Consider the following 24,556-nt stretch of genomic DNA (forward strand, 5'->3'; position numbering starts at 1 on the left):
GGGCCACAAAGTATAATAGAGCCAAAAAAATCAGGACGAGAATGCAGTTTGAATCCTACCCGTTCGAAAAACTGAGTGCCCTGCTCGATCCCATCGAGCCCAACAGCGCCTACGCCCCGCTGACGCTGACCATCGGGGAGCCGCAGTTCGAGACCCCCGCGTTTATCCGCCATGCGCTGTGCGGCAGTGCCGACACCCTGCGCCGCTACCCGAAAACGGCAGGGGAGGAGATGCTCAACGGCGCCATGCGTGATTTCGTCGCACGCCGTTTCGGCGTAACGCTGGCAAGCGACCAGCTCGTCTCCAGCTTCGGCACCCGCGAGGTGCTTTTCAATTTCCCCCAGTACCTCCTGTTCGACAAGCCCGACCCGGTCATGACCTTTACCAACCCCTTTTACCAGATCTACGAGGGGGCTGCGATCGCCAGCCGGGCGAAGGTGAACTACCTCAACCTCGATGCCGCCAACGGTTTCAAACCGCAGGTCGACCCGGCGATCCTGCGGGCCAGCGACCTGGTGATCCTCAACTTCCCGAACAATCCGACCAGCAGCTGCCTCTCCCTCGAGGAGCTGGGCGAATGGGTCAAACTGGCGCTGGAATACGATTTCGTGCTGCTCAACGACGAGTGCTACAGCGAGATCTACCCGCACAAGGCTCCGGCGGGCATCCTGGAGGCGAGTGCGGCCGTCGGCAATACGGCCTTCAAGAACGTGCTTGCCCTCAACTCCATCTCCAAGCGCTCCAGCGCCCCGGGCCTGCGCAGCGGGTTTATCGCCGGCGATGCGGCCATCTTAGAGGGGTACCGCCGGTACCGTACCTATGTGGGGTGTGCGTCACCGCTGCCGCTGCAGACCGCCGCGGCGGCCGCCTGGGCGGACGAAGCACATGTCGCCGAAGCCCGTGCCGTCTACCGCGAGAACTTCGAGATCGCGAAGGCGATCCTCGGCACGGAGGTGCCGGAGGCGACCTTCTATCTCTGGCTGGAAGTGGACGACGCGATCGCCTTTACCGAAAAGCTCTACCGCGACTATAACCTGAAGGTCCTGCCGGGCGAATACCTGGCCCGCACCGACGTCAACGGCAACAACCCGGGCAGGGGGCGCATCCGCATTGCGCTCGTCGAGAACCCGGAACGCACACGCATGGCGCTCGAACGTATCAAGGAGGCGATGAATGGATAAGGCCGAAGCACTGAAAGCGAAGATCCTCAAGGCGCAGGAGGCGGCGGATATCGCCGGGCTCTACGTCCTGGAGCAGGAAGCGAACGAATGTTTTGACGAAAAGACGCTGATCGCCTATTACGCCAATATCCTCGACCTGGCACTGGAAAACCTCACCGACGCCCTGGGGACCGCGCGCCGCATGCAGATGACGGAAGTAAACGATTTCGCCACGCTGCGGGCCCTGTACGAGTACGCCGTCGAGCACTACAGTGCCGGCAAGGCCACGGACGCGGCGGCGCTCTTCGAGATCCTGGCAGGGCTCAGCGACGATGCCCGTTTCTCCGAAGCGATGACACGGCACAAGGCGTACGCCGAGCGGATGCCCGATTTCAACCAGTTCCTCGACGACGCGGCGGACCTGGAAGCGACCCAGCAAAACGGGACCTTCTATATCAGCGCGTTCCGCGTAGTGGAGAACGGGGCGGGCGAATCGTGAAGATCCATTTCATCGGCATCGGGGGGATCGGCATCTCCGGACTGGCGCAGTACATGGACCACAAAGGCAACAAGGTCAGCGGCAGCGATATCGCGGAGAACCGCATCGTGCGGCAGCTGAAGGAGAAGGGGGTCGCCATCACCATCCCCCACGACGCGAGCGCGATCACGGACCAGGACCTCGTCGTGCATTCGGCGATCATCAAACCGGACAATGTCGAAGTCATGGCGGCCAAAGCGAAAGGGATCGAAGTGCTGCCGCGCCGCGAAGCGCTGCTGCGCATCCTGCAGGACAAAGAGGTCTACGCCGTGGCGGGAGCCCACGGCAAAAGCACGACGTCGGCGATCCTGGCGGCCATCATGGAAGGCTCCGCCATTATCGGGGCCGAGTCCAAGGCGTTCGGCTCGAACGTGCGCTACAACGATACGAACGACCGGCTTATCTTCGAGGCGGACGAGAGTGACGGCAGTTTTCTCAACGCCAATCCCTACTGCGCCATCGTCACCAACGCCGAACCCGAGCACATGGAGTACTACGAGTACGATTACGACCGTTTCTACGACGCCTACCGCCGCTTTATCGCTTCGGCCGCGATCCGGGTCATCAACGCGGAAGATGCGTTCCTCTCGACCATCGAAGGCGAGGCGATCCGGCTCTACCCCAGCCGCGACATTTCGGAGGTGGAATACGTACTGCACGACGGTGAACCGCATACGCGTTTTTGCCTGAAGGAGCTGGGGACGTTTGACGTCTGGGGCTTCGGCGAGCACATCGCCCTCGATGCGGCGCTGGCGATCCTTGCCGCGGTGCAGACGATGCCGGTGGAGACGGTCCGCGAGAAGATCCTCGGCTACCGCGGGATCAAGAAGCGCTTCGACATCATCGACAGCGAGGAGGGGTGCGTCCTGATCGATGATTACGGCCACCACCCCACCGAGATTGCCGCGACGATGGCTTCGGCGCGGACCTATGCCCGCCTGCTGGGGCTGGAGACGATCACGGCGGTCTGGCAGCCGCACAAGTATTCGCGTACCATCGACAACCTCGAGGCGTTTTCGCACTGTTTCGAAGGGGTGGACCGTCTGATTATCCTGCCGGTCTGGGCGGCGGGGGAAGCGCCCCGCATCATCGATTTCGAAGGGGTCTTCGCCGCGTACAGCCCGCTACTGGCCGACCGCGTCAAACGCAGCGGCTGCGGACTTGAAGTGCTCAAAGAGGGTACAATAGCCCAAACGCCGGCATCGGGGCTGATCATCGGCTTCGGCGCCGGGGACATCACCTACCAGCTCCGGGGAGAAAAATGAGTTACGTCTATATCGTCGCCGTCATCGCGCTGCTCTATGCGGGGATGCACTTTTTTACCGAACTTAGCCATCGCCAGAAGCTCTCTATGGCCGGTGTCGTGCTGCTCATCATCATGGGGGCCGTGGCCTGGAACCGTTCCGTCGACGCGCAGCAGGAGCATGTCCGCGCCGTCATTCTGAAATTCAACCAGCACCAGACGCTTGAGTGCCGGGGGGTGGAGGTCAATGACCGCACCTTTACCCTCAGCGTCGGGACCCAGAGCTTTATCGCCAACGCCGGCACGCCCCACGCCGGGCAGATCTTCGACGCCGCAGGGTGCCGATGAGCGCTTTCGGCCACCTGCTTGATCAGCTCGATCTTCAGGCCCACGTCGCCGAGATCGAAAGCTTTCTCAGCCGTAAAAAGCCCCTCTACATCGAAGGGGACCAAGGGCGCCACTACCAGTACATCCGCGCCCTCGACACCCTCGAATTTCCCGCCCCGCCGAAAACGACCGCCTTCGACACGATCCTGATCCACCTGAAAAAGCAGGGGGTGCTGAGCTTCGAACAGATCTTCGAGCTCATCAAGGTCGTACGCTACTTCCGCACCCTGCGCAACAGAGGCTTCGAAGGGATCATTGGGGAGTGGATGGCCTCCGTCGTCGTTCCCGACAGCTTCAAAGAGGTTGAGCGCCACTTTGACGAGAAGGGGAACTTCAAAGAGGAGCTCGACGAGGAGCTCTTCGCCATCGCCGAACGGATCAAGGCGCAAAAGGGTGATATAGCAGGGCAGATGAAACGGCTGCTCTATGCCGACAGGCTGCGCAGCTATCTCGTCGATACCCAGGTACACTATGTCAACGACGAAGAGTGTCTGCTGGTGCGCGGCGGTTTTGGCGCCGTGCTCAAAGGGAGCGTCGTGGGCCGGACCGGGGCGGGCTTCTTCTACGTCACCCCCGATACGCTGCTCAAATCCAAAGAGCAGATCCGCGCTTTGACCCAGGAGCGTGATGCCCGCTACTACGAGTACGCCAAGGGCTTCTCGGCGCAGCTGCGCGAACTGCAGCCCTTTATCGGCTTTATCGACAAAGAGTTCGACCGCCTCGACCACTACCAGGCCCGGGTGCTTTTCGCCCGCGCCAAAGGGCTGCATATCGTCGCGGCACAGCCGGGCGAGGCGATCGTGCTGGATGCCTTTGAACACCCGGCCCTCTCCAACCCCAAACCCGTCAGCCTCGATTTCAGCGCCTCGGTGCTGATGATCACCGGGGTCAACGCAGGGGGGAAAACGATGCTACTCAAATCGATCCTCTCGGCGGCGCTGATGGCCAAGTACCTGCTGCCGATGAAGCTCAACCCCCACCGCTCGCGGATCGGGTCGTTCAAACAGATCGAGGCGGTCATCGACGACCCTCAGAACGTCCGAAACGACATCTCCACCTTCGCCGGGCGGATGCAGCAGTTCTCCCGGCTTTTCGAGCGTAAATCGGCCCTGGTCGGGGTCGACGAGATCGAACTGGGTACGGACAGTGACGAAGCGGCGGCCCTTTTCAAGGTGATCCTCGACGATCTGATCCGCCGGGGGCAGAAGATCGTCGTCACGACCCACCACAAACGGCTCGCCTCCCTGATGGCCGACCGCGACGACGTCGAACTGGTTGCGGCTGTTTACGATGAGGAGCGCCGGGTCCCCACTTACGACTTCCTGCAGGGGATCATCGGCAAAAGCTACGCCTTCGAGACGGCCCTGCGCTACGGAATTGCTCAGGGGATCGTCGGCAGGGCCAAAGCGGTCTACGGCGAGCAGCATGAGAAGCTCAACCTCCTTATCGAACGGGGGAGCGAACTGGAGCGGGAGCTGCGGCGCAAACATGCCGACGTCGATGAACGGCTGGAGCGGCTGGAGGAGCGGGAGCGTGCACTGAAGGATGAGCGCGAATCCCTGCGCCGGGAGTATGATGAACTTGAACGCCGTCTGCGCGGCGAGTTCCGGCAGGCGATCGACAGCGCCAAAGCGGCGGCCAAAGCCGGGGACACGGCAGCGATCCACCGGGCGATGAACGCAGCGAACAAGCAGCTACCCGAAAAGCGCGAAGCGAAGCAGAAAACGGCCCCCGTCACCCTCAACGTCGGGGATGAGGTCAAGTACCGCAAGCAGCGCGGCGTCATCGTGGCGCTCAAGGAGAAGGAAGCAACGATCGAAGTCGAGGGGATGCGGCTGCGGGTGCGGCGCAACGAGCTCAAACCTGCCGGGAAAGCGGCCGCGCCGACACCGAAGGTGCAGGTGAGCAACAAGGTCGAGAAGCGCAGCGGCCTCAAGCTCGACCTGCACGGCATGCGGGCCGAACAGGCCAGGGAGAAGATGGACGTTTTCCTCTCAGATGCCCTTATCCAGGGATGGGACGAGGTGATCATCTACCACGGCATCGGTACGGGCAAACTCGCCTACGCCGTCAAGGAGTTCCTGAAACAGCACCCCAGCGTCAAGGGTTTCGAGGATGCGCCCCCGCAGCTGGGCGGTTTCGGGGCAAAAATCGTTCACCTCTGATATAATATCCTCTAATGTATATGGTCTGGGTACCCTGCTGCCGGGCCGGAGGGAGAGGTGACGTCTACCGTGAACCGTCTTGCTGCCGTGACGCTGGTTTTGGGAGTGATAGGGGGATGCACGCTGCTGGACGGAAAAGAGATCTCCTCCGCAGCGACCGGCCTGCCCGGAAGCCTTACCCTCAAACAATCCTTTATCGTGCGGCAATTGAACAACGGTACTGCCTACCCGGACACCCCCTATATCTTTACATTGACGGAAGGGGATTACGAGGAGGGCGCGTACCGCATCGAAGGCGGGCTTCTTCTGTACAAAGGGCATGACGGCAGCGGCGTGAGCCTCAACCAAATGGCCCTGGTCTACTGGGGGGACGATTTCGACGTGAGGATAGGAAAGTTCGTTTCCAAAACGGGGGTGCTTGATTATCTGAGCGGCATGGATCTTCTTAACCCGGTCCGGGTGGACTTTTTTGACGACGATAATATCAACATCCGGAGGATCCCGCAGTGGATGGCGGAGCTTTCCTTTTTTGTCGGGGGTGATTCCCTTCTCAGGGTGACCGTTCAGCCCTACGACGGACGTACGCAGAGTTATCTCTCGACGTATATGGGGTTGCTGCTTGACAGCTATCTTCCGGCCTATTTTGAACGGCTCAGCCGCAACAGTGAGGAGGGGGCGGCAATCTACCGCGAAGTTTTTCTCCCGCTTTACCTCGACGGCATCAGTCCCGCGCTGAAAAGCGACATCGACGGACAGTACAATGCACGCGGACTTGCCGTCGATAAAAGCACGCTTCAGGTGGTGGCGGAGAAGAGCAGCGCAGGGGGTACGTTCGGCGCAGTCTGGACGAACCGCTATTCGGAAGTGCCCTATATCCGTGTGGATGAGCAACTGCTGGCGATAATCGACGCGCTCACGGAGGGCCAAAACAGTGCAGAGGCGCTCAGGGCGTACCTGGATCAGCCCGATCTCAACCCCATCAAGGGGGTCAAGGGTTTTCGATATAACCAGTACTCCCTCTATGCCGAGGGATCGGTCGGTACGTACGGCGTGCGTGCCGAAGCAGGCGTGCGGGACAGGGTGCCGGTACTCAACAGCTTCAGCCCGCTGGCGATGGTGGGATTCGGGGTGGACCGGCAGGCGGGAAGCTCCTATTTCGACCTGGAGGTGCAGTGGGGCTATCTCAAACCGTATCATGAGAGCGTTCTCGCGACAGTGCTGCTGAACAAGTTTGACCTTGCCGTTTTCAGGGGGGTGGCCGTTCGTTTTGACCATTACCTGATCACGGGGTGGTATGGGGGCAACGCCACTGCGGTCATGCTCCCGAACCTCGTACTGAGCCGCGGCGCTTTTGAGGTCGATCTGCACGCCCTCTATCACTCGGACGATAAAACGTACAACACCGTCGGATTCACGCTGAGGGCATCGTTTTGAAGCTCGGATTGAAAACGGCCGTACTGCTGTTGCTGCTGATGTTCGGTGCGGCCCTGATGCGGCAGGTCGAGGTGCGCACGGTGGACTGGAGCCATTTTTTCCCGGACACGCCCGCGGCAACGCTGCAACAGCAGTGGTTCACACCGGATCAGCAGTACCTCTTTGCCGTGCTCTCTGAGGACGCACCCCTGCTTGCGTGGCGATCGGAAGGAGTGATCACGGACTATTTCCGTCTCGATCGGCAGGACCTCTACCTGCTGACCTTCAGCCGGGGGAAACAGAATGCCCTCCTCGCACGGGTCGCCCCCTATCCGCACAGCGGTACCGCCGTCGTCGGCGCTCTGCTGCTGCAGGGCTTTTTCGATGATATGGCATTTTACCTCTATGCGATAGCGCCTTTCCTGCTTCTGCTGCTATGGCTGCTGACATCGTTGACCTACCTGCTGAATATCCTCATTGAGATCGGTACTTTTACGGTATCGCTGCTCGCCGTCTTGGTTGTCGGCGGTATCGCCGTCGATCCCGCGGCGCTGCTGGCGATCGTTTTCCTCATTATCTATGCTTTGACCCTCTTCAACTACCTGCACTCCGGGGAGATCGGCAACCACCAGCTGGCATTCGGCATTACTCTCTCCATCGCCACGACGGCGTTGAGCAGTCTCTTTCTCTACGGGTCTGATTTCGGACTGATCAACACCTTCGGAAAGATGATGCTGATCGGGCTGGGGGTACTCTACGGCTATCTTCTCGGCCGGATCTACCTTTTTGGGCAGGTGGAATGCGAGTTTGGCTGGCGCCGTCGGTGGCATATGGACAACGCCGGGATAAAAAAGGGGCTGCTCCTTTTTGGAGGGGGTGCCGTCGTTTGCGGCTTCGTTTGTGCGAAAGGGGCCTTGGTCGATCTGAACCCTTTGAACCTAATGCAGCCGACGATGGCGACGTATAAACGCATCGCGGAGTTTGAGTCCGGCCACCTGCCGACACTGCCGTTCGTAGTCCGTTTGCGTGCCCGGAAAGGCGATTTCTCCGATTTGAAAACGGCCCGGGCACTCGCCGGGTTGACGCCGCGTATCGCCGAAACAGTGCCCGGGGTGTTGCTGGGAAGTCTTCCGCAGGGGTATCAGCGTTTCGCGGCAGCGCCGCTTTCAGCTGCTTCCCCCGATGCCTATGCCCAGTATCTGCTTGCCCTGGAGTGGCTCGACGGCGGCTTGCCGCTGCTGAGCCCGGACCGGCGCGACACCTATATGACGCTGAGTATCCCGATCACGACGCCTTCGTATACCATTACCGCTATGGTCAAGCAGTTGCAGGCGATCGGCGACACCTCGGCCGCTTTTTCCGTGAGCGTGCTGGGCAAGATCGCCGATTTTGAACACTTCTTGAGGCGTTTCGCGGGGGAGTTCATTGCCGGGGTGACCATCTCGCTCGGGTTCGTCGTACTCTTTTTTCTGCTTTACTGCCGGACATGGAAGAGCGTCATTGTCCTCGTGTCACCGCTGCTGTCGCTCCTGCTGCTTGCCGGCATACACCGTCTGCTGGGGATGGATTTCACCATGATCACCCTGCTTGGTACCATTCTGTTCATCGGGCTGGTCACGGATTCGATCATCCATCTTTTCATCTGTATCAAGCACAAGGGCCATCGCTGTATCGGTGATGTGCTCCGCCCCATCATCGTCTCGAACATGACAATGCTGATCGGGCTGGCCGGGATGCTGTTAGGCGGTACGATGATCCGGCAGTTCGGCCTGGAGCTCGGGATCCTTCTGGCGGCGAATCTCGCCGTTGTGGTCTACCTGCTGCCGGTGCTGCTGAAACGCCACTTCACCCGCTGCGGGTGAACTCAGAAAGTGCAGCGGTGCAGGCGGTTGTGGTGAAAAAGCCCCCTTTTGATATCGCGGGAGATGCTCCCGGTATCCACCCTGTAGGTCAGCTTCCGTGACTTGATGAGGTCGTTGACCTGCCAGCGGGTGATGAGCAGCTGTTCGTCGATACGGTTCACCTCGTCGATATTGACGACCCGCTGCAGCTGGGGGCCTTTGAAGATTTCGACCCTCCTGATCACGGAAGTCGAAGGATCGATGTAATAGACCGAGCGGCTCCCGTTACGCTTCAGTGTGACCTTGTAACAGGCGTTACCTTTGAACTGCGTCTCCTCCAGCGGTTCGAAGGTCCCTTTTTTCGCATCCAGTTCTGCGTAGGAGATCCCCATGCCGACGGCTTCGCTCTCCTCCTCCTGTTCGGGGATGATCCGCACGCGTTTCAGGGCGGGGAAGTAGATGGCGTTGCTGCTGTTCTCCTGCTCCCGTTCGATGAGGATGGCGGTGCATTTGATGTTTTGCGGGGAGCGGAAACGGATCAGGAGCGACGAAGCGTCGCCCGTCTGCCGTTCGGCGACCATGAAGGAGCGTTCCTGCCGGTTGCCGCTGTTCTCCACCGTCATCGCGACATCGAAACGCAGGTTGCCAAACGAGAAGAGTTTCGCACTTTTGGCATAGACGGCCTCGGCACTCTCCGAAGCGCAGAGGCTCATTCCGGCCCAGATAAGCAGGGCGGCTGTACGATGCCACTGCATATCACACCGTCGCATTGGTATCTGCCGTCTGGCCGGTATGGTTGCCGACCCACTCCAGCGCACTCAGGGTGATCTCGCGCAGGAGGCTCTGGTTTTCCAGTACCGCAAGGGCATACTCCTGCATGTTCGCCATCATCTGTTCCATCGTGCCCGCGATGACGGTGACGATCTGATCCTCCGCCGCCGGGGTGTACCATTCCCGGTCGAGAATCAGTGCCATCCCCGTCAGCATCAGGTTGGTAATCGTCTTCATCCCGTCATAGATTAGCAGTCCGAAATCGAGGATGAGCATCTCTGTATAGACGATGAGCTGCTCGGTATAGACGATCCGGTCGGCCATTTCACCGATCCGGTCGGCCATCTGCCCGATCTGTACGGCCATCCAGAGGATGCGGTCGGCCATGACGCCCACCTCCTCGCCGCGGGAGGCGAAGAGGTAGCCGTACTCCATCCCTTTCATTGCGAACTGATAGGCATCCTCCTCGATATCCATCGTAAAGCTGTAGGCGAGATCGGCCATGTGGGTGGCGAAGTCGTAGGCATCGCTTGCCGTCTGGGCGGTAAAGCTGTAGGCGAGGTCCGCGAGATGCGATGCAAAGGCGAAGGCATCGGTTTCCGTCTGGGAGGCAAAATCGGCGGCCTGGGTCGAAAAGGTAATGGACATCGTGGCAATGAGGTCGAAGATGTCACGCCAGGAGGCACCGCCGTCCAGAAGGTCGCGGAGCTGATCGAAATAGCCGGCGTTCTCTGTCGCGTAGACGGTGCCGCTTTGCAGCCTGCTCTGCATCTGCCGGGTATAGACCGTGAACGCATCCGTCTGCGGCAGGGCATCCGAACCGAAAAGCGTGACGTAGGTGTCGGCGTCGCTTCCGTCGGCGAACCCTTCCTGTACGACCCCATCCGCCGTCACCGCGTGTTGGCTCAGCATCGTAAAGAGCTGGCGCACGACAACGGAGATGACAGAGAGGGAGACCGAGCGCTTTTTGATGGTATCGAGGGAGGCTTGCTGCTCCGCGCTCAGCGTATAATTTTCCGTCGCAGGGTCGTAGCCGGCGTTGAGCGAGGTCAGCAGGGCATCCGAGTGAGTCTTGGTGGTAGCGATGATCTCTCCCACGGTGCCGCCGACGACCTTGAACATCAGCGCGACCAGGGCACTTTGCACCGACACCGATCCGAGGAATGCTTCCATCTGCAGGGTCTCATCGGGTGTCATAGTACCGGCGGATGCCGTTGACACGGTTGCCGTACCGGCCGTAGAGAGCTTCTCGAGGGAGAAGAGCCCCATGAGTGCCACGGCGGCAATCGCCATCTTTGCAAAACTCAGAAGCGTATCGCTGTTACTCTCAAAGCTCAGATCGGCTGCCGTTTTTTCCGCAATGATCTTGAGCAGTTTGTCGACGGCGAAGTAGGTCAGGGTGGCGTATAGGAGGGCACGGGCGTCGCCGTTGTCAAAGAGCCCTTTGAGGTAGGTGAAAAAGCCGTTCATGGCGATTCGGATGGCATCGAAGATATAGTGGAGCGCATCACCGGCCGCTGCTTTCAGTTTGGCAAGCAGGTTGTCGAAATCACTGAATTCAGAGGGGACGTCTGCCGCCGTCCGATAGTGCGCTGCCGCGGCGGTGACCTGCGGGGCATCCTGTGTCGTCTCCTGTCGGTTATTGTAGTCGAAGAGGCGCATGGTGGCCAGCAGCTTCACATACTGGTGGTCGAATTGTTGATGGGCGAGGCTGCTGTAGGCTTCATACTTGCGCCACATCGATTCCGTTTCGTCGCTTTGGAAAAACAGCGCAGCGAGCGGGGAGTCGGCCGGGAGAGTAGGGGTCGTTGCCGCGAAGAAACTGCTGATATCCGTGGTCGGTTGCGTGGAGATCGCCAACGGCGACGGTGCGTACGTTCCGGTCATGCTGCCGAGCAGGTCTTCGATCTGGGCAACGGTCTGGTCGTTCAGCGTTTTGGCTGAACGCAGCAGTGTGACACGTTCATCGATGGGGGAGAGCGCAGTACCGCCGCCGGAGCCGCCGCAGCCTCCCAGGAGATTGATCGCCGGTAATGAATAGAGTGCGATCGCGCTTGTTGAGAGAAACTTCCGTCTGTTCATGATTCACCTTTCTGTTCCGATAGGCCGACAACCCAAGCAAAAAGTTCGGTGGATTGACGGCGCGTCAAAAGACTCTTCATCCGCGGGAACGAAGAGAACGAAAATACCGGTCACCGGAGTAGGATAAATGAATATTACTTAATTTTTGTGGTCCATTTAATTATAAATAATTATATTTCATGGATGTGATAACGTCGATTTTCAGCAACGTAATGCAGGAACAAGAGTGCGAATAGAGGGCGATGGAGGCGCGGAATGGCGGTCGATGGCGAAAGTATCGTGTACCCCGGGCGGTTCCGGGGGACCGTTGGGGGGAGATCAGCCGGCTTCGTGCGACGCGAGGAACTTTGAAAGGTCAAGGTCGTAGAACATCGTGTGGCGGCGGAATTTGTCGTAGGCGTAGCTTTCGATAAAGGAGCGGGCCATCGGCGGCATGGCGGTGATCATCGCAAAAAAAGACTCCATCTCGTCGATGAGCTGTTCATGGTCGCCGGTATGGGTTTCGCGTTCGGGGTAGAGGTGCTTCATCATCAGCTTCTCCTCTTCGGCGAAGTGGCGTTTCGTCTCTTCGATCCATTCGCGGAAGAGCGCAGTGTCGATCCCGTTCTCCATCTTTTGAAGCTCTTCGAGCATCTGCAGGAACGTCTCGTGCGCCGTATCCATCTCTTCAATATTCAGGCGAAGATCGTGTGTCATAACGCCTCCTTTGTAGACTTCTGGTTATCAATGCATATTATATTCTTCTCGGCCCTTTTTTGCACCCCTTTACTCTCAACAAGCTTCGTTATAATCCTGTACAAAAAAGAGCAACGAATATGACGGCTGAAACCTACCGCGAAAGCGTAGCGCTGCTGAACCGCTACGCCTACCACTATTATGTCCTCGACAATCCCATTGCCAGTGATGAAGAGTACGACAAGCTCTACCACGAGGTGCTGGCATTTGAAGAGGCCCATCCGCAGAGCGTGCTGCCCGATTCGCCGACGCAGCGGGTCGGCGGGGTGCCGCTCGAGGGGTTCGAAAAAGCCGCCCACCGCAGCCGCATGTGGAGCCTGGAGGATATTTTCGACGCCGAGGGGCTTCAGAAGTGGCTGGAGCGGGTCGGCAAGCTTGCCGACAACGTCACGTTTTACTGCGAGCCGAAGTTCGACGGGGCGAGTCTCAACCTGATCTACGAGGGCGGCCGCCTCGTGCAGGCGATCACCCGCGGCGACGGTACGATCGGCGAGGAGGTGACGCAGAACGTCAAAACGATCCGCAGCGTCCCGCTGGCGATCGACTACGAGGGGCGTATCGAGATCCGCGGGGAGGTCGTTATCTTCAAAGAGGAGTTCGACGCGATCAACCGCGAGCGCGAAGCGCAGGGCGAAGCGCTCTTCGCCAACCCCCGCAATGCCGCCGCGGGAAGCCTGCGCCAGCTTGACCCCAAAATCACCGCGGCGCGGAACCTTGTCTTCCTCCCCTACGGCATCGGTGAGAACAGCCTCGATATCCCGCTGCTGAGCCAGCGGATGGAGTGGATCTACGCCCTGGGCTTCCGCAAGCCGCCGCTGCACCGCGTCTGTGCCGGCTACGATGAGATCGAGGCGATTTATGAGGAGATGAAAGCGACCCGTGACGACTTTGCGATGATGCTAGACGGTATGGTCATCAAAGTCGACCAGGTCGAAGCCCAGGAGGATATGGGCTACACCGTCAAAAACCCGCGCTGGTCGGTGGCCTACAAGTTCCCGGCGGTCGAGAAGATGACCCGGGTCCGGGATGTGATCCTGCAGGTGGGGCGTTCGGGCGTCGTCACCCCGGTGGCCGTCGTCGAACCCGTCGACATCGAGGGGGTCGTCGTCGAACGCGCGACTCTGCACAATTTTGACGAGATCGCACGCAAAGATATCCATATCGGCGACCACGTCATCATCCTGCGCAGCGGCGACGTCATCCCGAAGATCATCAAGGTCATCCCCGAGCGGCGCGACGGCACGGAAAAGGCGCTGGCCCGCCCGACGCATTGCCCGGTCTGCGGCAGCGAACTGCTCGACGAGGGGGCGCTGATCAAGTGCCAGAACCTCTCGTGCGAAGCGCGGGTCGTCAACGCCATCATCTATTTCGCCTCCAAGCAGTGCCTGAACATCGACGGACTGGGCGACAAGATCGTCGAAGCGCTCTACAAAGCGGGGCTGGTCAAAGGGGTCATCGACCTTTACGCACTGACGCTCGAAGCGCTGTTGGAACTCGAAGGGTTCAAAGAGAAGAAGAGCCTCAATCTGCTTGACGCCATCGAAAAAAGCAAAGGGACGGCGTGTTGGCGCTTCGTCAACGGACTGGGGATTGAGCATATCGGCGAGGTCGCTTCGAAACAGCTCTGCGACACCTTCGGCCTGGATTTCCCCGATGCGACGGAGGAGGCGCTGCTCGCCATCGACGGGTTCGGCGGGGAGATGGCGGCATCGGTGCTGGAGTTCGTGCGCGTCAACCGGGAGCAGATCGAGGCGCTGCGGGGCGTCGTGCAGCCGGCGGTGCCGGTAAAGAGGGCCGAAGCGGCGGAGAACCCTTTCAAGGGGAAGACGGTCGTGCTCACGGGGACGATGAGCCGTCCCCGCCCGGAGATCAAAACCGAGCTTGAAGCCCTGGGGGCGAAGGTCGCGGGAAGCGTGTCGAAAAAGACCGATTATGTCATTTACGGCGAAGATGCCGGCAGCAAGTATGAGAAGGCGGTGTCGCTGGGCGTAGCGACCCTTACGGAAGATGCGATGAAACAGATGCTACAATAGACCGATGAAAACACCTGAAGAATATATGGCCGCCAGTGATTACCAGGAGATATTCGAGCTTCAAAATACCATCTTGGAGAAGGTGGCCGAAGATGCCAGCAAGGAGGCCGTGCTCGAAGAACTCTGCTTGTTGCAGGAGCGGATGGTCCCGGGCAGCGTGGCATCCATTATGCTCCTGAACCCGGCCGACGGTAAACTCTATGTCGAATCGGCGCCCTCGGTCCCCGACGAGGCACTCAGCGTCTTTGACGGCATACAGCCGGGGCCCCGCAACGGCTCCTGTGCCAACGTTATCATGCGGAACGAACCGCAGTTCGTCTGTGATATCAGCTGCGACGAACGTTGGCAGAACGTGATGGAAGCCACCCAGAAAATCGGCCTGAATGCCTGCTGGTCGATGCCTGTCGTCCTGGAAGGAAAGACGGTCGGCACCTTTGCATTGACCTCCTTTGAAGAGCGTGTCCCGACCCCGTTCCACAAGATGCTGCTTACCGTTGCCGCGCGGATCGTCAGCATCGTTCTGAAACGGGAACAGAACCGGGAGAAACTGAGTTTCCTCGCCTTCCATGACCCGTTGACGGGGCTGGTGAACCGGGCGATGCTCGAAGAGCGGCTGAAGCACCTGATCGCCCGTTCGGAGCGCAGCGGCAGAAACGCGGCCCTCTTTTTTATCGACCTGGACCGTTTCAAATACCTCAACGACACCTACGGGCACGCGACCGGGGACCGTCTTTTGGTGGAAGTGGCAAAACGGCTCACTGAGAACGTGCGCAACGAGGATACGGTGGCGCGCTTCGGGGGGGATGAGTTCGTCATTCTTTTCGAGGAGGAAGTTGAGCGCGAAAGAGTCCTGGGGGAGGCACAGCGTCTGATCGACGCCTTCGGCGAGGCGTTCCAGATCGGCGAACACCGTTTCCACATCTACGGCAGTATCGGTATCGCCATGTTCCCCGACGACGGGGAGGATGCACAGACCCTGCTCAAACATGCCGATACGGCGATGTACCAGGCCAAGCAGACGCAGGACCATATCCGTTTTTATGCCCCGCAGATGAGTGAACAGACCTTCAAGAGCCTTGTGCTGGAGAAGGAGCTTCGCGAGGCGATCCACAACAACGAGTTCGTCGTTTACTACCAGCCGGTTTTTGAAGGGAGCGGTACCACGATCCGGGCGGCGGAGGCGCTGGTGCGCTGGGAACACCCCGAACGGGGGCTGCTGCTGCCGGCCGAATTTATCCCCTTCGCCGAAGAGACGGGGATGATCTCGCGGATCGACGAGATGGTCCTGACCCAGGTCATCGGCGACCTGCGGCGCTGGCATGCGATGGCGATCAACAAAATCATCCCGCTTTCGGTCAACATCTCCGGGCGCCATATCAATGAAAAAGACGTCACAAGGCTGACGGAGATCCTCAACCGCAGCGCATTGGCGCGGGATTACATCGGCCTGGAACTGACGGAAACCTACCTGATGCAGTTTGCCGAAGAGACGGTCGTGCAGCTCGAACGGCTCAAACACGCCGGTGTCAGACTGGCGATGGACGATTTCGGCAGCGGTTATTCGTCGCTGGGCTACCTCAAGCGTTTCAAGATCGACACGCTCAAGATCGACCAGCTCCTCGTACGCGACATCGTCGAAAATGCCGACGACCGTTCCATCGCCGAAGCGATCATCAAGATGGGGCACAGCTTGGGGCTGCAGATCGTTGCGGAAGGGGTCGAGACCCTGGAACAGCTGGAGATGCTCAAAACGCTGGAGTGCGATGCCCTGCAGGGGTTCTATTTCGACCGGGCGCTTCCGCCGGACATCTTCGAAGCCAAATACCTCCGGAGAAATCTATGAGGGGTGCGGCTGTTCTGCTGGCGGCGACGCTGCTGTGCGCCGCCGATCGCACCGGCCCCTACCTGGAAGCGGGCGCAGGGCTTGGCAGCTACAACGATGACGGCCGCCGTGCGGAGATCACGACGGCATCTGCCCCGCAGTACCGTTTCGGGGCGGGGGCGTTTATCAACCGCCATCTCTCCGTCTCGCTGGAATACGCCCAGTTCGGCGATTTCAAGGGGACGACGGGAACGGGCGAAAAATCCGAAGAGACGTTCAAAGTACTCTCCGCGGATGTGACCGGCCACTATCCCATTTTCAATGACCGGGTGGACCTTTTCGCCCGTTTCGGGGCCGGGGAACTCTACTGGGACCAGCGCCTCCCCGAGCGCAAAAGCAGTTCGGCCGGCACGCTGGTGTACGGCATCGGTGTCGGCATCCGGGCCCTGGCGTGGCTGACGGTGAACGCCGGGTACGACTTCTACCAGTTCGGGTTGGACGAAAACGGCACCTCCTATGCTATGGGACTGGGCACTGCCTATATCGGCTTGCAGGTGCAGTTTTAGTGCGTCTGGACCACTACCTCGTCGAAGCGGGCCTGGCGCCGACGCGTTCGAAAGCACAGCAGCTGGTCAAAGCCGGGAGCGTCACTGTCGACGGCAGCGTCGTGACCAAGCCGGCATTCGCCGTGGACTCCCAGCAGGTAGAGGTGACCGAGGCGATGCCCTACGTCAGCCGCGCGGCATTGAAGCTCAAGGGCTTCCTGCCCGCACTTCCCTTTGATGTCACGGGGATGAGTGCGCTGGACATCGGTGCCTCGACCGGGGGGTTCACCCAGGTGCTGCTCGAAGCGGGTGCGGCGCAGGTCGATGCCGTCGATGTCGGCCGGGATCAGCTCCACCCGGATATCAAAGCGGACCCGAGGGTGCGCAGCTTCGAGCAGATCGACATCCGCCGTTTTGAGCCCGATAAGCGTTATGACGTCGTTACCAGCGACGTCTCCTTCATCTCCCTGCACCATATCCTCGACGACGTGGAGCGGCTCGCCGGGCACTGGATCATTCTGCTGTTCAAACCGCAGTTCGAGGTGGGCCGCGACGCGGCACGGGACAGGAAGGGGGTCGTGACCGATCCGCGGGCCATAGCGAAAGCGATGGACGGTTTCGAAGCGGCCTGCACGGCGCGGGGGTGGCGGCTGCGGGCGAAAGAGACGGCCGCGATAACGGGCAAGGAGGGGAACAGTGAAACATGCTACTGCTTTGAAAAAGGTTGATGCCGTCGCCATCGGGGGCTTTGACGGGATGCATGAAGGACATCAGCATCTGTTCAACGCCCTGGGGGAGCACGGAGCGATCGTTGTGGTGGAAACGGGGTATGCCAACCTGACCCCGGGCCGGGAGCGTGAGCATTTTACGACCCACCCCATCGTCTACCTCCCCCTTGACGATATCCGGATGCTCGATGACCATGGCTTTGTCGACTACCTCCGTACACGCTTTCCGGCACTTGAGCGGATCGTCGTCGGGTACGACTTCCGGTTCGGACTGGACCGCAAGTTTTCCTACGCGGACCTCGCGAAGGCGTTCGGCGGGACCGTACAGGTGATCGACGAAGTGACCGTCGGCGGCGAGTCGGTGCATTCGCACAAGATCCGTGCGAAGCTGATCATCGGCGACGTGACGGGGGCAAACCGTTTCCTTGGCCACCACTATACGGTCCGCGGCAAGGTTGTGCGGGGGCAGGGGATCGGCAAAAAAGAGCTCGTACCGACGGTCAATATGCTGACCGACGGCTTCCTGCTTCCCAAAGAGGGGGTGTACGCGAGCCTGGCACGACTGGACGGTGAGGAGCACTACCATCCCGCCGTCAGTTTTATCGGCCATCGGGTCACGACCGACGGCAGTTTCGCCGTCGAAACGCATGTGCTTGACGGCGGGATCGTCTGCAACGAACGCATCGACGTCAGTTTCGTCCTGCGGCTGAGGGGGAATGAGAAGTTCGCCTCCCTTGCAGCACTGAAGGAGCAGATCGGGCGGGATATCGCCGCGGCGCGCAGGGCGGTGGGGCGGCTGGAACTCTGATCGCTTTTTATGCATCGTCCAGACTGAAATGACGCATTTGTGCCCATTTTCGGCACGTTTTGCGGGCAATGTCCCCTCCCATGGCAGGCTGGCTTAGGCTCCTTTAATGGAGAGAGGGCTATAATCGCACAACTATTTTGATCGAAGGAATTCTCGTGGGTGAACTCTTTACTTTCTTCGGTGTGATCAGTGAAAATCACACCTACCTCTTTATGTCGCATATGCTTCTGACGGCACTGATCGTTATTATGCTGGCCAAAATGGCGACCAAAAACCTCAAAGTCGTCCCGGGGGGCACACAGAACCTGATGGAAGCATACCTGCAGGGTGTCGTTGCAATGGGTTCGGACGTTATGGGCCGCGAAAAAGCGATGCGCTACCTGCCGCTGGTCGCGACACTGGGCCTCTTCATCGGTATTGCCAACCTGATCGGGGTCATCCCGGGCTTTGAAGCGCCGTCCGCGTTCCTGGACTTTACACTGGCGCTGGCGCTGATCGTCTTCGTTTACTATAACTTCGAAGGTATCCGCCGCAACGGTGTCGTTGAGTACTTCAAACACTTCATGGGGCCGGTCTGGTGGCTGGCATGGCTGATGTTCCCGATCGAGATCGTTTCGCACATCTCCCGTATCGTGTCTCTCAGCTTCCGTCTCTTCGGTAACGTCAAAGGGGACGATATGTTCCTGATGGTCATGCTGATGCTCGCACCGTGGCTGCTGCCGATGATCCCGTTCGCGCTGCTCTCATTCATGGCACTGCTGCAGGCGTTCATCTTTATGATGCTGACTTACGTTTACCTCGGCGGAGCCGTGACTCTTCACGAAGAATCCCACTAATTTCTTCCGCGATGCCGCATGAAACGCAGTACGTTTGATACGCTTCTGAGTTTCCTGCTCGGCTTTGCCTGGGCCCTGATGATTCTGGGCTCGTGGCTTCTTTTCCATATTACAGCCATCTTCGGTTTTTCCATTGCACTCCTTGCCACGATCGTCTTTATCTTTTTGATGCTGTGCGTTATTCTGCTGCTTGAAGGGCTCAACCTCTACAAAGAGCGTGTCGAAAACCAGCGTGAACAGACGCGGCTGCTGCAGCGTATCGCGGAGCTGCTCGAAAGCGAGGCGTGACCCCATGGCTTTTTTCGCCTATCTGATCACCGACGGAAGCTACGGCTGCGCGACGCCCGGGGCGTTTGTCAAACGCCTGGGCGAGCTGTTTGCTGCGCAGAAGGTCGACTATGCCCTCTACCGGGACAAGGCGAACCCGGATTATGAACGTTTTGCGTCGGTCTTCGTCGATGCATGCCATATGCACGGCATCAAAGCAGTGCTGCATCAGGATGCGGCGTTGGCGGATGCCCTGGGGGCAGAGGGGGTCCACCTGACGTCGACGCAGTTCGATGCGATCGGCGGGGCGAAGGCACGGGGCCTTTTTACGGTCATTTCAACGCACAGCGCCGTCGAAGCGATGCACGCGGCGGCCGTTGGGGCCGATGCCGTCACCTACAGCCCGATCTTCGAGAGCCCGGGCAAAGGGGCGCCCAAAGGTTTAGAGGATTTAAATGAAACAGCGGGTAAAATTGACCTACCTGTTATCGCGCTGGGCGGCATTGTCAGCCCCGATCAGATCAGCGCGGTCCACGCCGCCGGCGCCGCCGGTTTTGCATCGATTAGATACTTTATAAATTCAGCCAAGGAATCCTTTTGTTCGAAGTGATTATCGGACTCGAAGTCCACGTCCAGCTCAATACGAAAACCAAACTGTTTTGCTCCTGTCCCACCAGTTTCAACGACCGCCCCAACGTCAACACCTGCCCGACCTGTCTGGCCCTTCCGGGCGCACTTCCCGTCTTTAACCAGGCGGCCCTGCACAAGGCGGTGATGTTCGGTACCGCCATCGATGCGACGATCAACCGTACCAGCTTCTTCGACCGTAAAAGCTACTTCTACCCCGACAGTCCGAGCGCGTTCCAGATCACCCAGCTCTATACGCCCGTCGTCGAGCACGGAAAGCTGGAGATCGATTTCGAGGACGGTTCGCACAAGACGATCCGCATCAACCGTGCCCACATCGAGGCGGATGCCGGTAAGAACATCCATGACGGTGCCGTTTCCAAGGTCGACCTCAACCGCGCGGGCACCCCGCTGATCGAGATCGTCTCCGAACCGGATATGCGTTCGGCGGACGAGGCGATCCTCTACCTTAAGAAGCTGCACTCCATCGTCCGCTACCTCGATATCAGCGACGCGAACATGCAGGAGGGTTCCTTCCGTGTCGACGTCAACGTCTCCATCCGCCCCAAAGGGGACGAGAAGCTTTACACACGTGTCGAGATCAAGAACATCAACAGTTTCCGCTTCATCCAGAAGGCGATCGAGATGGAAGTCGAACGCCAGATCGACGCCTGGGAAGACGGGGTCTACGATGAGGAGATCTTCCAGGAGACCCGTCTTTTCGACCAGACGAAGCAGGAGACCCGCTCCATGCGCGGAAAGGAAGAGGCGGCGGATTACCGCTACTTCCCGGAGCCGGACCTGATGAAGGTGGTCGTCGACGACGCGATGTACGCAGAGGCTTCCCAGATCCCGGAACTGCCGGACGAAAAACGCGAACGCCTGGTCAAAGAGCACGGCCTGCGCGAGTACGACGCGAGCGTCATCACCGCGGAACTGGAGATGGCGCATTACTTCGAGAAGATGCTGGGTCAGGGGATCAGCGCGAAAAACGCCGTCACCTGGCTTACCGTCGAGCTTCTGGGGCGTCTCAAAGGCGGGATGACCGTTTCAACCTCTCCGGTCGATGCGGAGAAACTGGGCCTTATTGTCAAGCGTATCGAAGACAGTACCATCAGTGGCAAAGCGGCCAAGGAGGTCCTGGACTACCTGATGGAGAACGACGAGGGCGTCGATACGACGATCGAGAAACTCGGCCTCAAGCAGGTCAGCGACACGGGCGCCATCGAAGCGATGGTCGACGAGATCCTCGCGGCGAACCCGGCCAAGGTCGAAGAGTACCGCGGCGGCAAGGATAAGCTCTTCGGCTTCTTCGTCGGGCAGGTGATGAAAGCGAGCAAAGGCAGCGCGAACCCGCAGGCGGTCAACGAGATCCTCAAGCAGAAGCTGGGATAAACACGTGAACCTCTTCTCCAGGGCGCTCGTCGACAGCGCCTACGCTCTGGAGTCCTCCCAAAAACTGCGCCGGGTGCGCCACGGCGTCGACAACCTGATGAACAACGTCGGGTATAGATACAAGCGCTATTTCGACCTCTTTATGATGGTCCTGATCCTCTCGAGCGTCTTCATCCTGATCCGTGACGTCAAGTTCCGGCAGGATGACTTCCTGGCGATCTTCAACGACTACATCATCTCCTTTATTTTTCTTATCGAGTACCTGATGCGCTTCTGGGTCAGCAGCGACAGCGCCCGCATCGTCATCGACCAGTATGAAAAAGATGAACTGCTGCAGCGGGAGTTCCGTGCGGGCAGGGCGCTGATGAAGGTGCTGCTCGCCAAATGGCACTACGTCAGCTCTCTGCCGGCCATTATCGATTTCCTGGCGATCATGCCATTCTTCCACGAACTGAGGCTGCTGCGCCTCTTTATCATTTTCAGGGTCTTCAAGCTCTTCCGCTACGCCCAGAATATGCACCACTTTGCGGCCATCCTCGCCAGCAAGAAGTTCGAACTGCTGACGCTCTTTACCTTTGTCGGTTTGATCATCTTCGTCGCATCGGTGATGATCTACGTGATGGAGGCCCTCAACCCCGATTCGAAGGTCAATACGCTCTTTGACGCGCTCTACTGGTCCGTCGTGACGATCTCGACGGTGGGGTACGGCGACGTCGTCCCCGTCAGCGGGGAGGGGAAGCTTGTCGCGTTGGTCGTGATCGTTTCCGGGGTGGCCGTGCTGGCGTTTGCGACCTCCATCGTCGTGGCGGCGTTCACGGAGAAGCTCGATGACATCCGGGACGGGAAGCTGATCCAGGATGTCCAGAAGCTCAAAGGCATCTACCTGATCTGCGGCTACGGCACGGTGGCACAGCAGACCGCTTCCAAACTGCGGCGTATGGGACGCAACGTGGTCATTCTTGACGCCGACGCGGCAAAGATCGCCGAAGCGCGGCGCCATCACGACCTGGCCCTTGCCATCGACCCCTCCAGCCTGGAGGCGCTCGGGCAGCTGGGCATCGATCCGGGCCGACAGGTGCGGGCGGTCATTCTGCTGGGAGATACCGACGTGGAGAACGTCTACACGGCACTGACGCTGCGCTCGATGAACAAGGAGCTGAGGATCCTCTCTTTGCTGCATGACAAAAAGCACCGGCGCAAGCTGGAGAGCGCCGGGGTGAGCGACATCGTCTACGCCCAGGAGCTGATCGGCCAGCTCTCGCGCGAATACAGCGACCAGCCCATCGCCTTCGAGGCGCTGCACGCTTTGCGCGCCGAGCACTCGGGGGTCGTGATCGACGAGATCCTGATCGACGAGCGGATGGCCCGTTTCGTGCAGACGGTGCAGGACCTTAAAATCAGGGGGCGGCGGCTGATCCTGCTCGGGGTGGAGTCCCGCCGCGAAGGGTGTTTCGTCTTTAACCCCCCGGCCGATTTCGCCGTGGAGGAGAACGATATGCTCGTCGTCATCGGGGAGAATGCCATGCTGCATGAGTACCGGATCGATCTACATCAGGCGGTGCATTCATGAATGTCGAGGCTATCATTCTTTTCGGCTATAACGAATTCGCCAGGGAGATCGCGCAGCAGCTCCGCTACAGCTGCAGTCGCATCGTCATCTACGCGCTCAATAACGGCGAAGTCGAGCAGGCGCAGGCGGCAGGGCTCGAGGCGCACCTGGCGGACCTGGAGGACAACTGGGACGACCTGCTCTCCTTTGATCTTTCGGTGACGCGGATCATCTGTGCGCTGGAGAGCGAGGCGGAGAACGTCTTTTTGACCCTCTCCCTACGCGACCGCTTTCCCGAAGCGGTCATCGTCGCCCTTGCCACGACCCAGGAGAACGCCTCCAAGCTCCGCCTGGCCGGCGCGAACAAGGTGATCGCCGAACTGCAGACGACGGCGAACCTGGTGATCGAGCGGCTGGAAAAGCCGGTGATCACCCGCCTGCTCGAAGAACTGATGGATACGCAGATGGACCTGAAGGTCGCGCAGATCACCCTGACGGAGCTCTCCCCGGCGGTCGGCAAGCATATCAACGAACTGCTCTCGACGACACAGCGCGATATCATCGTGCTGGCCGTCGTCGACCAGCGGATGGGCGAGTCGTTTATCTTTACGGCGAAGGGGTACAACCACCTGCTCGACCCGGGGGATGTTTTAGTCGTGATAGGTTACGATAAGGAGATAAAGGCATTTGAAGAGGAAGTCGGAGGGGTATGTGAAACGGATCGCAGTCATCGGGGCGGGTAAGTGGGGCTCGGCCCTGGCATTTGCATTGGGGCAGAACCCGGAAAACGAAGTCGTTATCACGTCACGCCATAAAAGGGACGTTCCCAATTTCGTCGACCTGGAGACGGCGCTGCAGCGCGAATATCTCGTCATGGCCATTCCGGCCCAGCAGGTGGGGGCGTGGCTGAAAGAGCACTTCCGGTACCGGGATCAGAAGGTGCTGGTTGCGGCCAAAGGGATCGAGGCGTCAACCGGCCGTTTTCTCAATGAGATTTTCGCGCCCTACGTGCCTGATCAGAACATCGCGTTTCTCTCCGGCCCCTCCTTTGCGGCGGAAGTGATCCAGGCCCTGCCGACGGCCCTCGTCGTCAGCAGCACGGACGCACAGACGGCGATGGGGTTTGCCGAAGCCTTCCCCGACTTTATCCGTACCTACAGCGACGATGATATCGCCGGGGCGGAAGTGTGCGGCAGCTATAAAAACGTCATTGCCATCGCCGCGGGGATCTGCGCCGGGCTGAAGCTCGGCAACAACGCGGCGGCGGCGCTCATCTCCCGGGGCCTGATCGAGATGCGGCGCTTCGGGCTCTCCTACGGTGCGCGGGATGAGACCTTTCTCGGTCTCAGCGGGGCCGGGGACCTCTTCCTGACGGCCAGCTCGGTGCTCTCAAGGAACTACCGTGTCGGCCTCGGGCTGGCGGAGGGCAAAGCGAAAGAGCAGATCGTCGAGGAGCTCGGCGAGGTGGCCGAGGGGATCGGAACGGCCTACGCACTGCACGGCATTGCGCAGCGCAGCGGGGTCTACCTGCCGATCGCGACGGAGGTGTATGAAATCCTGGAGGGTAAAGCGCCCCGGGAGAGCCTCAACGATCTGCTGACAAGGTAGCGG

General features: G+C 59.6%; 22 protein-coding genes. 19 read left to right on the forward strand and 3 right to left on the reverse strand.

Annotation, left to right across the window (positions count from 1 at the left end):
- The first annotated feature begins 41 nt into the window (after nt 1–41).
- The 7 genes from ACXWTF_RS04655 to ACXWTF_RS04685 are packed head-to-tail and all read left to right on the forward strand — an operon-like array spanning nt 42 to nt 8,768.
- The gene (locus ACXWTF_RS04655; protein WP_461713841.1) at nt 42–1,181 is read left to right on the forward strand and encodes a succinyldiaminopimelate transaminase; all 1,140 of its coding nucleotides are present in this window, start codon (nt 42–44) and stop codon (nt 1,179–1,181) included.
- Complete coding sequence (locus tag ACXWTF_RS04660) at nt 1,174–1,659, forward strand: hypothetical protein (protein WP_461713842.1); 486 nt, start codon at nt 1,174–1,176, stop codon at nt 1,657–1,659. The genes ACXWTF_RS04655 and ACXWTF_RS04660 overlap by 8 nt, the downstream gene beginning before the upstream one ends.
- Nucleotides 1,656–2,963: a UDP-N-acetylmuramate--L-alanine ligase gene (gene murC, locus ACXWTF_RS04665; protein WP_461713843.1), complete on the forward strand. Its 1,308-nt coding sequence runs from the start codon at nt 1,656–1,658 to the stop codon at nt 2,961–2,963. Before ACXWTF_RS04660 ends, murC begins: the two co-directional genes overlap by 4 nt.
- Nucleotides 2,960–3,289: a hypothetical protein gene (locus ACXWTF_RS04670; protein WP_461713844.1), complete on the forward strand. Its 330-nt coding sequence runs from the start codon at nt 2,960–2,962 to the stop codon at nt 3,287–3,289. Before murC ends, ACXWTF_RS04670 begins: the two co-directional genes overlap by 4 nt.
- Entirely contained in the window at nt 3,286–5,493 is a 2,208-nt protein-coding gene (locus ACXWTF_RS04675; protein ID WP_461713845.1) for an endonuclease MutS2, read from the forward strand. Before ACXWTF_RS04670 ends, ACXWTF_RS04675 begins: the two co-directional genes overlap by 4 nt.
- A gap of 57 nt (nt 5,494–5,550) precedes the next feature.
- The gene (locus tag ACXWTF_RS04680; RefSeq protein ID WP_461713846.1) at nt 5,551–6,927 is read left to right on the forward strand and encodes a hypothetical protein; all 1,377 of its coding nucleotides are present in this window, start codon (nt 5,551–5,553) and stop codon (nt 6,925–6,927) included.
- Nucleotides 6,924–8,768: an RND transporter family protein gene (locus ACXWTF_RS04685; RefSeq protein ID WP_461713847.1), complete on the forward strand. Its 1,845-nt coding sequence runs from the start codon at nt 6,924–6,926 to the stop codon at nt 8,766–8,768. Before ACXWTF_RS04680 ends, ACXWTF_RS04685 begins: the two co-directional genes overlap by 4 nt.
- Before the next feature lie 2 nt (nt 8,769–8,770).
- On the opposite strand, the gene ACXWTF_RS04690 is transcribed toward ACXWTF_RS04685, so the two are convergent.
- The 3 genes from ACXWTF_RS04690 to ACXWTF_RS04700 all read right to left on the reverse strand — a co-directional run bounded on the left by ACXWTF_RS04690 (nt 8,771) and on the right by ACXWTF_RS04700 (nt 12,296).
- Nucleotides 8,771–9,502, reverse strand: a complete 732-nt coding sequence (locus ACXWTF_RS04690) for an outer membrane lipoprotein-sorting protein (RefSeq protein ID WP_461713848.1) — start codon at nt 9,500–9,502, stop codon at nt 8,771–8,773.
- 1 nt (nt 9,503) lies between these two features.
- Nucleotides 9,504–11,600: a hypothetical protein gene (locus ACXWTF_RS04695; protein WP_461713849.1), complete on the reverse strand. Its 2,097-nt coding sequence runs from the start codon at nt 11,598–11,600 to the stop codon at nt 9,504–9,506.
- Between the two features lie 318 nt (nt 11,601–11,918).
- On the reverse strand, nt 11,919–12,296 hold the full coding sequence (locus ACXWTF_RS04700; protein ID WP_461713850.1) for a bacteriohemerythrin: 378 nt from the start codon (nt 12,294–12,296) through the stop codon (nt 11,919–11,921).
- A gap of 119 nt (nt 12,297–12,415) precedes the next feature.
- On the opposite strand from ACXWTF_RS04700, the gene ligA reads away from it, so the two are divergent.
- From ligA to ACXWTF_RS04760, 12 genes are all read left to right on the forward strand, one after another.
- On the forward strand, nt 12,416–14,368 hold the full coding sequence (ligA, locus tag ACXWTF_RS04705) for an NAD-dependent DNA ligase LigA (RefSeq protein ID WP_461713851.1): 1,953 nt from the start codon (nt 12,416–12,418) through the stop codon (nt 14,366–14,368).
- Nucleotides 14,369–14,372: 4 nt separating this feature from the next.
- A complete protein-coding gene (locus ACXWTF_RS04710; protein ID WP_461713852.1) occupies nt 14,373–16,211 on the forward strand; it encodes a bifunctional diguanylate cyclase/phosphodiesterase in 1,839 nt (612 codons plus the stop codon).
- On the forward strand, nt 16,208–16,756 hold the full coding sequence (locus ACXWTF_RS04715; RefSeq protein WP_461713853.1) for an outer membrane beta-barrel protein: 549 nt from the start codon (nt 16,208–16,210) through the stop codon (nt 16,754–16,756). Before ACXWTF_RS04710 ends, ACXWTF_RS04715 begins: the two co-directional genes overlap by 4 nt.
- A complete protein-coding gene (gene tlyA / locus ACXWTF_RS04720) occupies nt 16,756–17,463 on the forward strand; it encodes a 23S rRNA (cytidine-2'-O)-methyltransferase TlyA (protein WP_461713854.1) in 708 nt (235 codons plus the stop codon). Before ACXWTF_RS04715 ends, tlyA begins: the two co-directional genes overlap by 1 nt.
- Nucleotides 17,432–18,271 (forward strand): bifunctional riboflavin kinase/FAD synthetase, encoded by an 840-nt coding sequence (locus ACXWTF_RS04725; RefSeq protein WP_461713855.1) that lies wholly within the window; start codon nt 17,432–17,434, stop codon nt 18,269–18,271. Before tlyA ends, ACXWTF_RS04725 begins: the two co-directional genes overlap by 32 nt.
- Nucleotides 18,272–18,426: 155 nt before the next feature.
- The gene (locus tag ACXWTF_RS04730) at nt 18,427–19,107 is read left to right on the forward strand and encodes a F0F1 ATP synthase subunit A (RefSeq protein WP_461714570.1); all 681 of its coding nucleotides are present in this window, start codon (nt 18,427–18,429) and stop codon (nt 19,105–19,107) included.
- 18 nt (nt 19,108–19,125) lie between these two features.
- Complete coding sequence (locus ACXWTF_RS04735; protein ID WP_461713856.1) at nt 19,126–19,395, forward strand: hypothetical protein; 270 nt, start codon at nt 19,126–19,128, stop codon at nt 19,393–19,395.
- A gap of 4 nt (nt 19,396–19,399) precedes the next feature.
- Nucleotides 19,400–19,984, forward strand: a complete 585-nt coding sequence (locus ACXWTF_RS04740) for a thiamine phosphate synthase (RefSeq protein ID WP_461713857.1) — start codon at nt 19,400–19,402, stop codon at nt 19,982–19,984.
- Nucleotides 19,972–21,396, forward strand: coding sequence for an Asp-tRNA(Asn)/Glu-tRNA(Gln) amidotransferase subunit GatB (gene gatB, locus ACXWTF_RS04745; RefSeq protein ID WP_461713858.1), 1,425 nt, complete (start codon nt 19,972–19,974; stop codon nt 21,394–21,396). The genes ACXWTF_RS04740 and gatB overlap by 13 nt, the downstream gene beginning before the upstream one ends.
- A 4-nt stretch (nt 21,397–21,400) precedes the next feature.
- Entirely contained in the window at nt 21,401–22,966 is a 1,566-nt protein-coding gene (locus ACXWTF_RS04750) for an ion transporter (RefSeq protein ID WP_461713859.1), read from the forward strand.
- The gene (locus ACXWTF_RS04755; protein ID WP_461713860.1) at nt 22,963–23,688 is read left to right on the forward strand and encodes an NAD-binding protein; all 726 of its coding nucleotides are present in this window, start codon (nt 22,963–22,965) and stop codon (nt 23,686–23,688) included. Before ACXWTF_RS04750 ends, ACXWTF_RS04755 begins: the two co-directional genes overlap by 4 nt.
- Complete coding sequence (locus ACXWTF_RS04760; protein ID WP_461713861.1) at nt 23,657–24,553, forward strand: NAD(P)H-dependent glycerol-3-phosphate dehydrogenase; 897 nt, start codon at nt 23,657–23,659, stop codon at nt 24,551–24,553. Before ACXWTF_RS04755 ends, ACXWTF_RS04760 begins: the two co-directional genes overlap by 32 nt.
- Nucleotides 24,554–24,556: the final 3 nt, after the last annotated feature.

Source organism: Thiomicrolovo sp. ZZH C-3 (assembly GCF_054862725.1).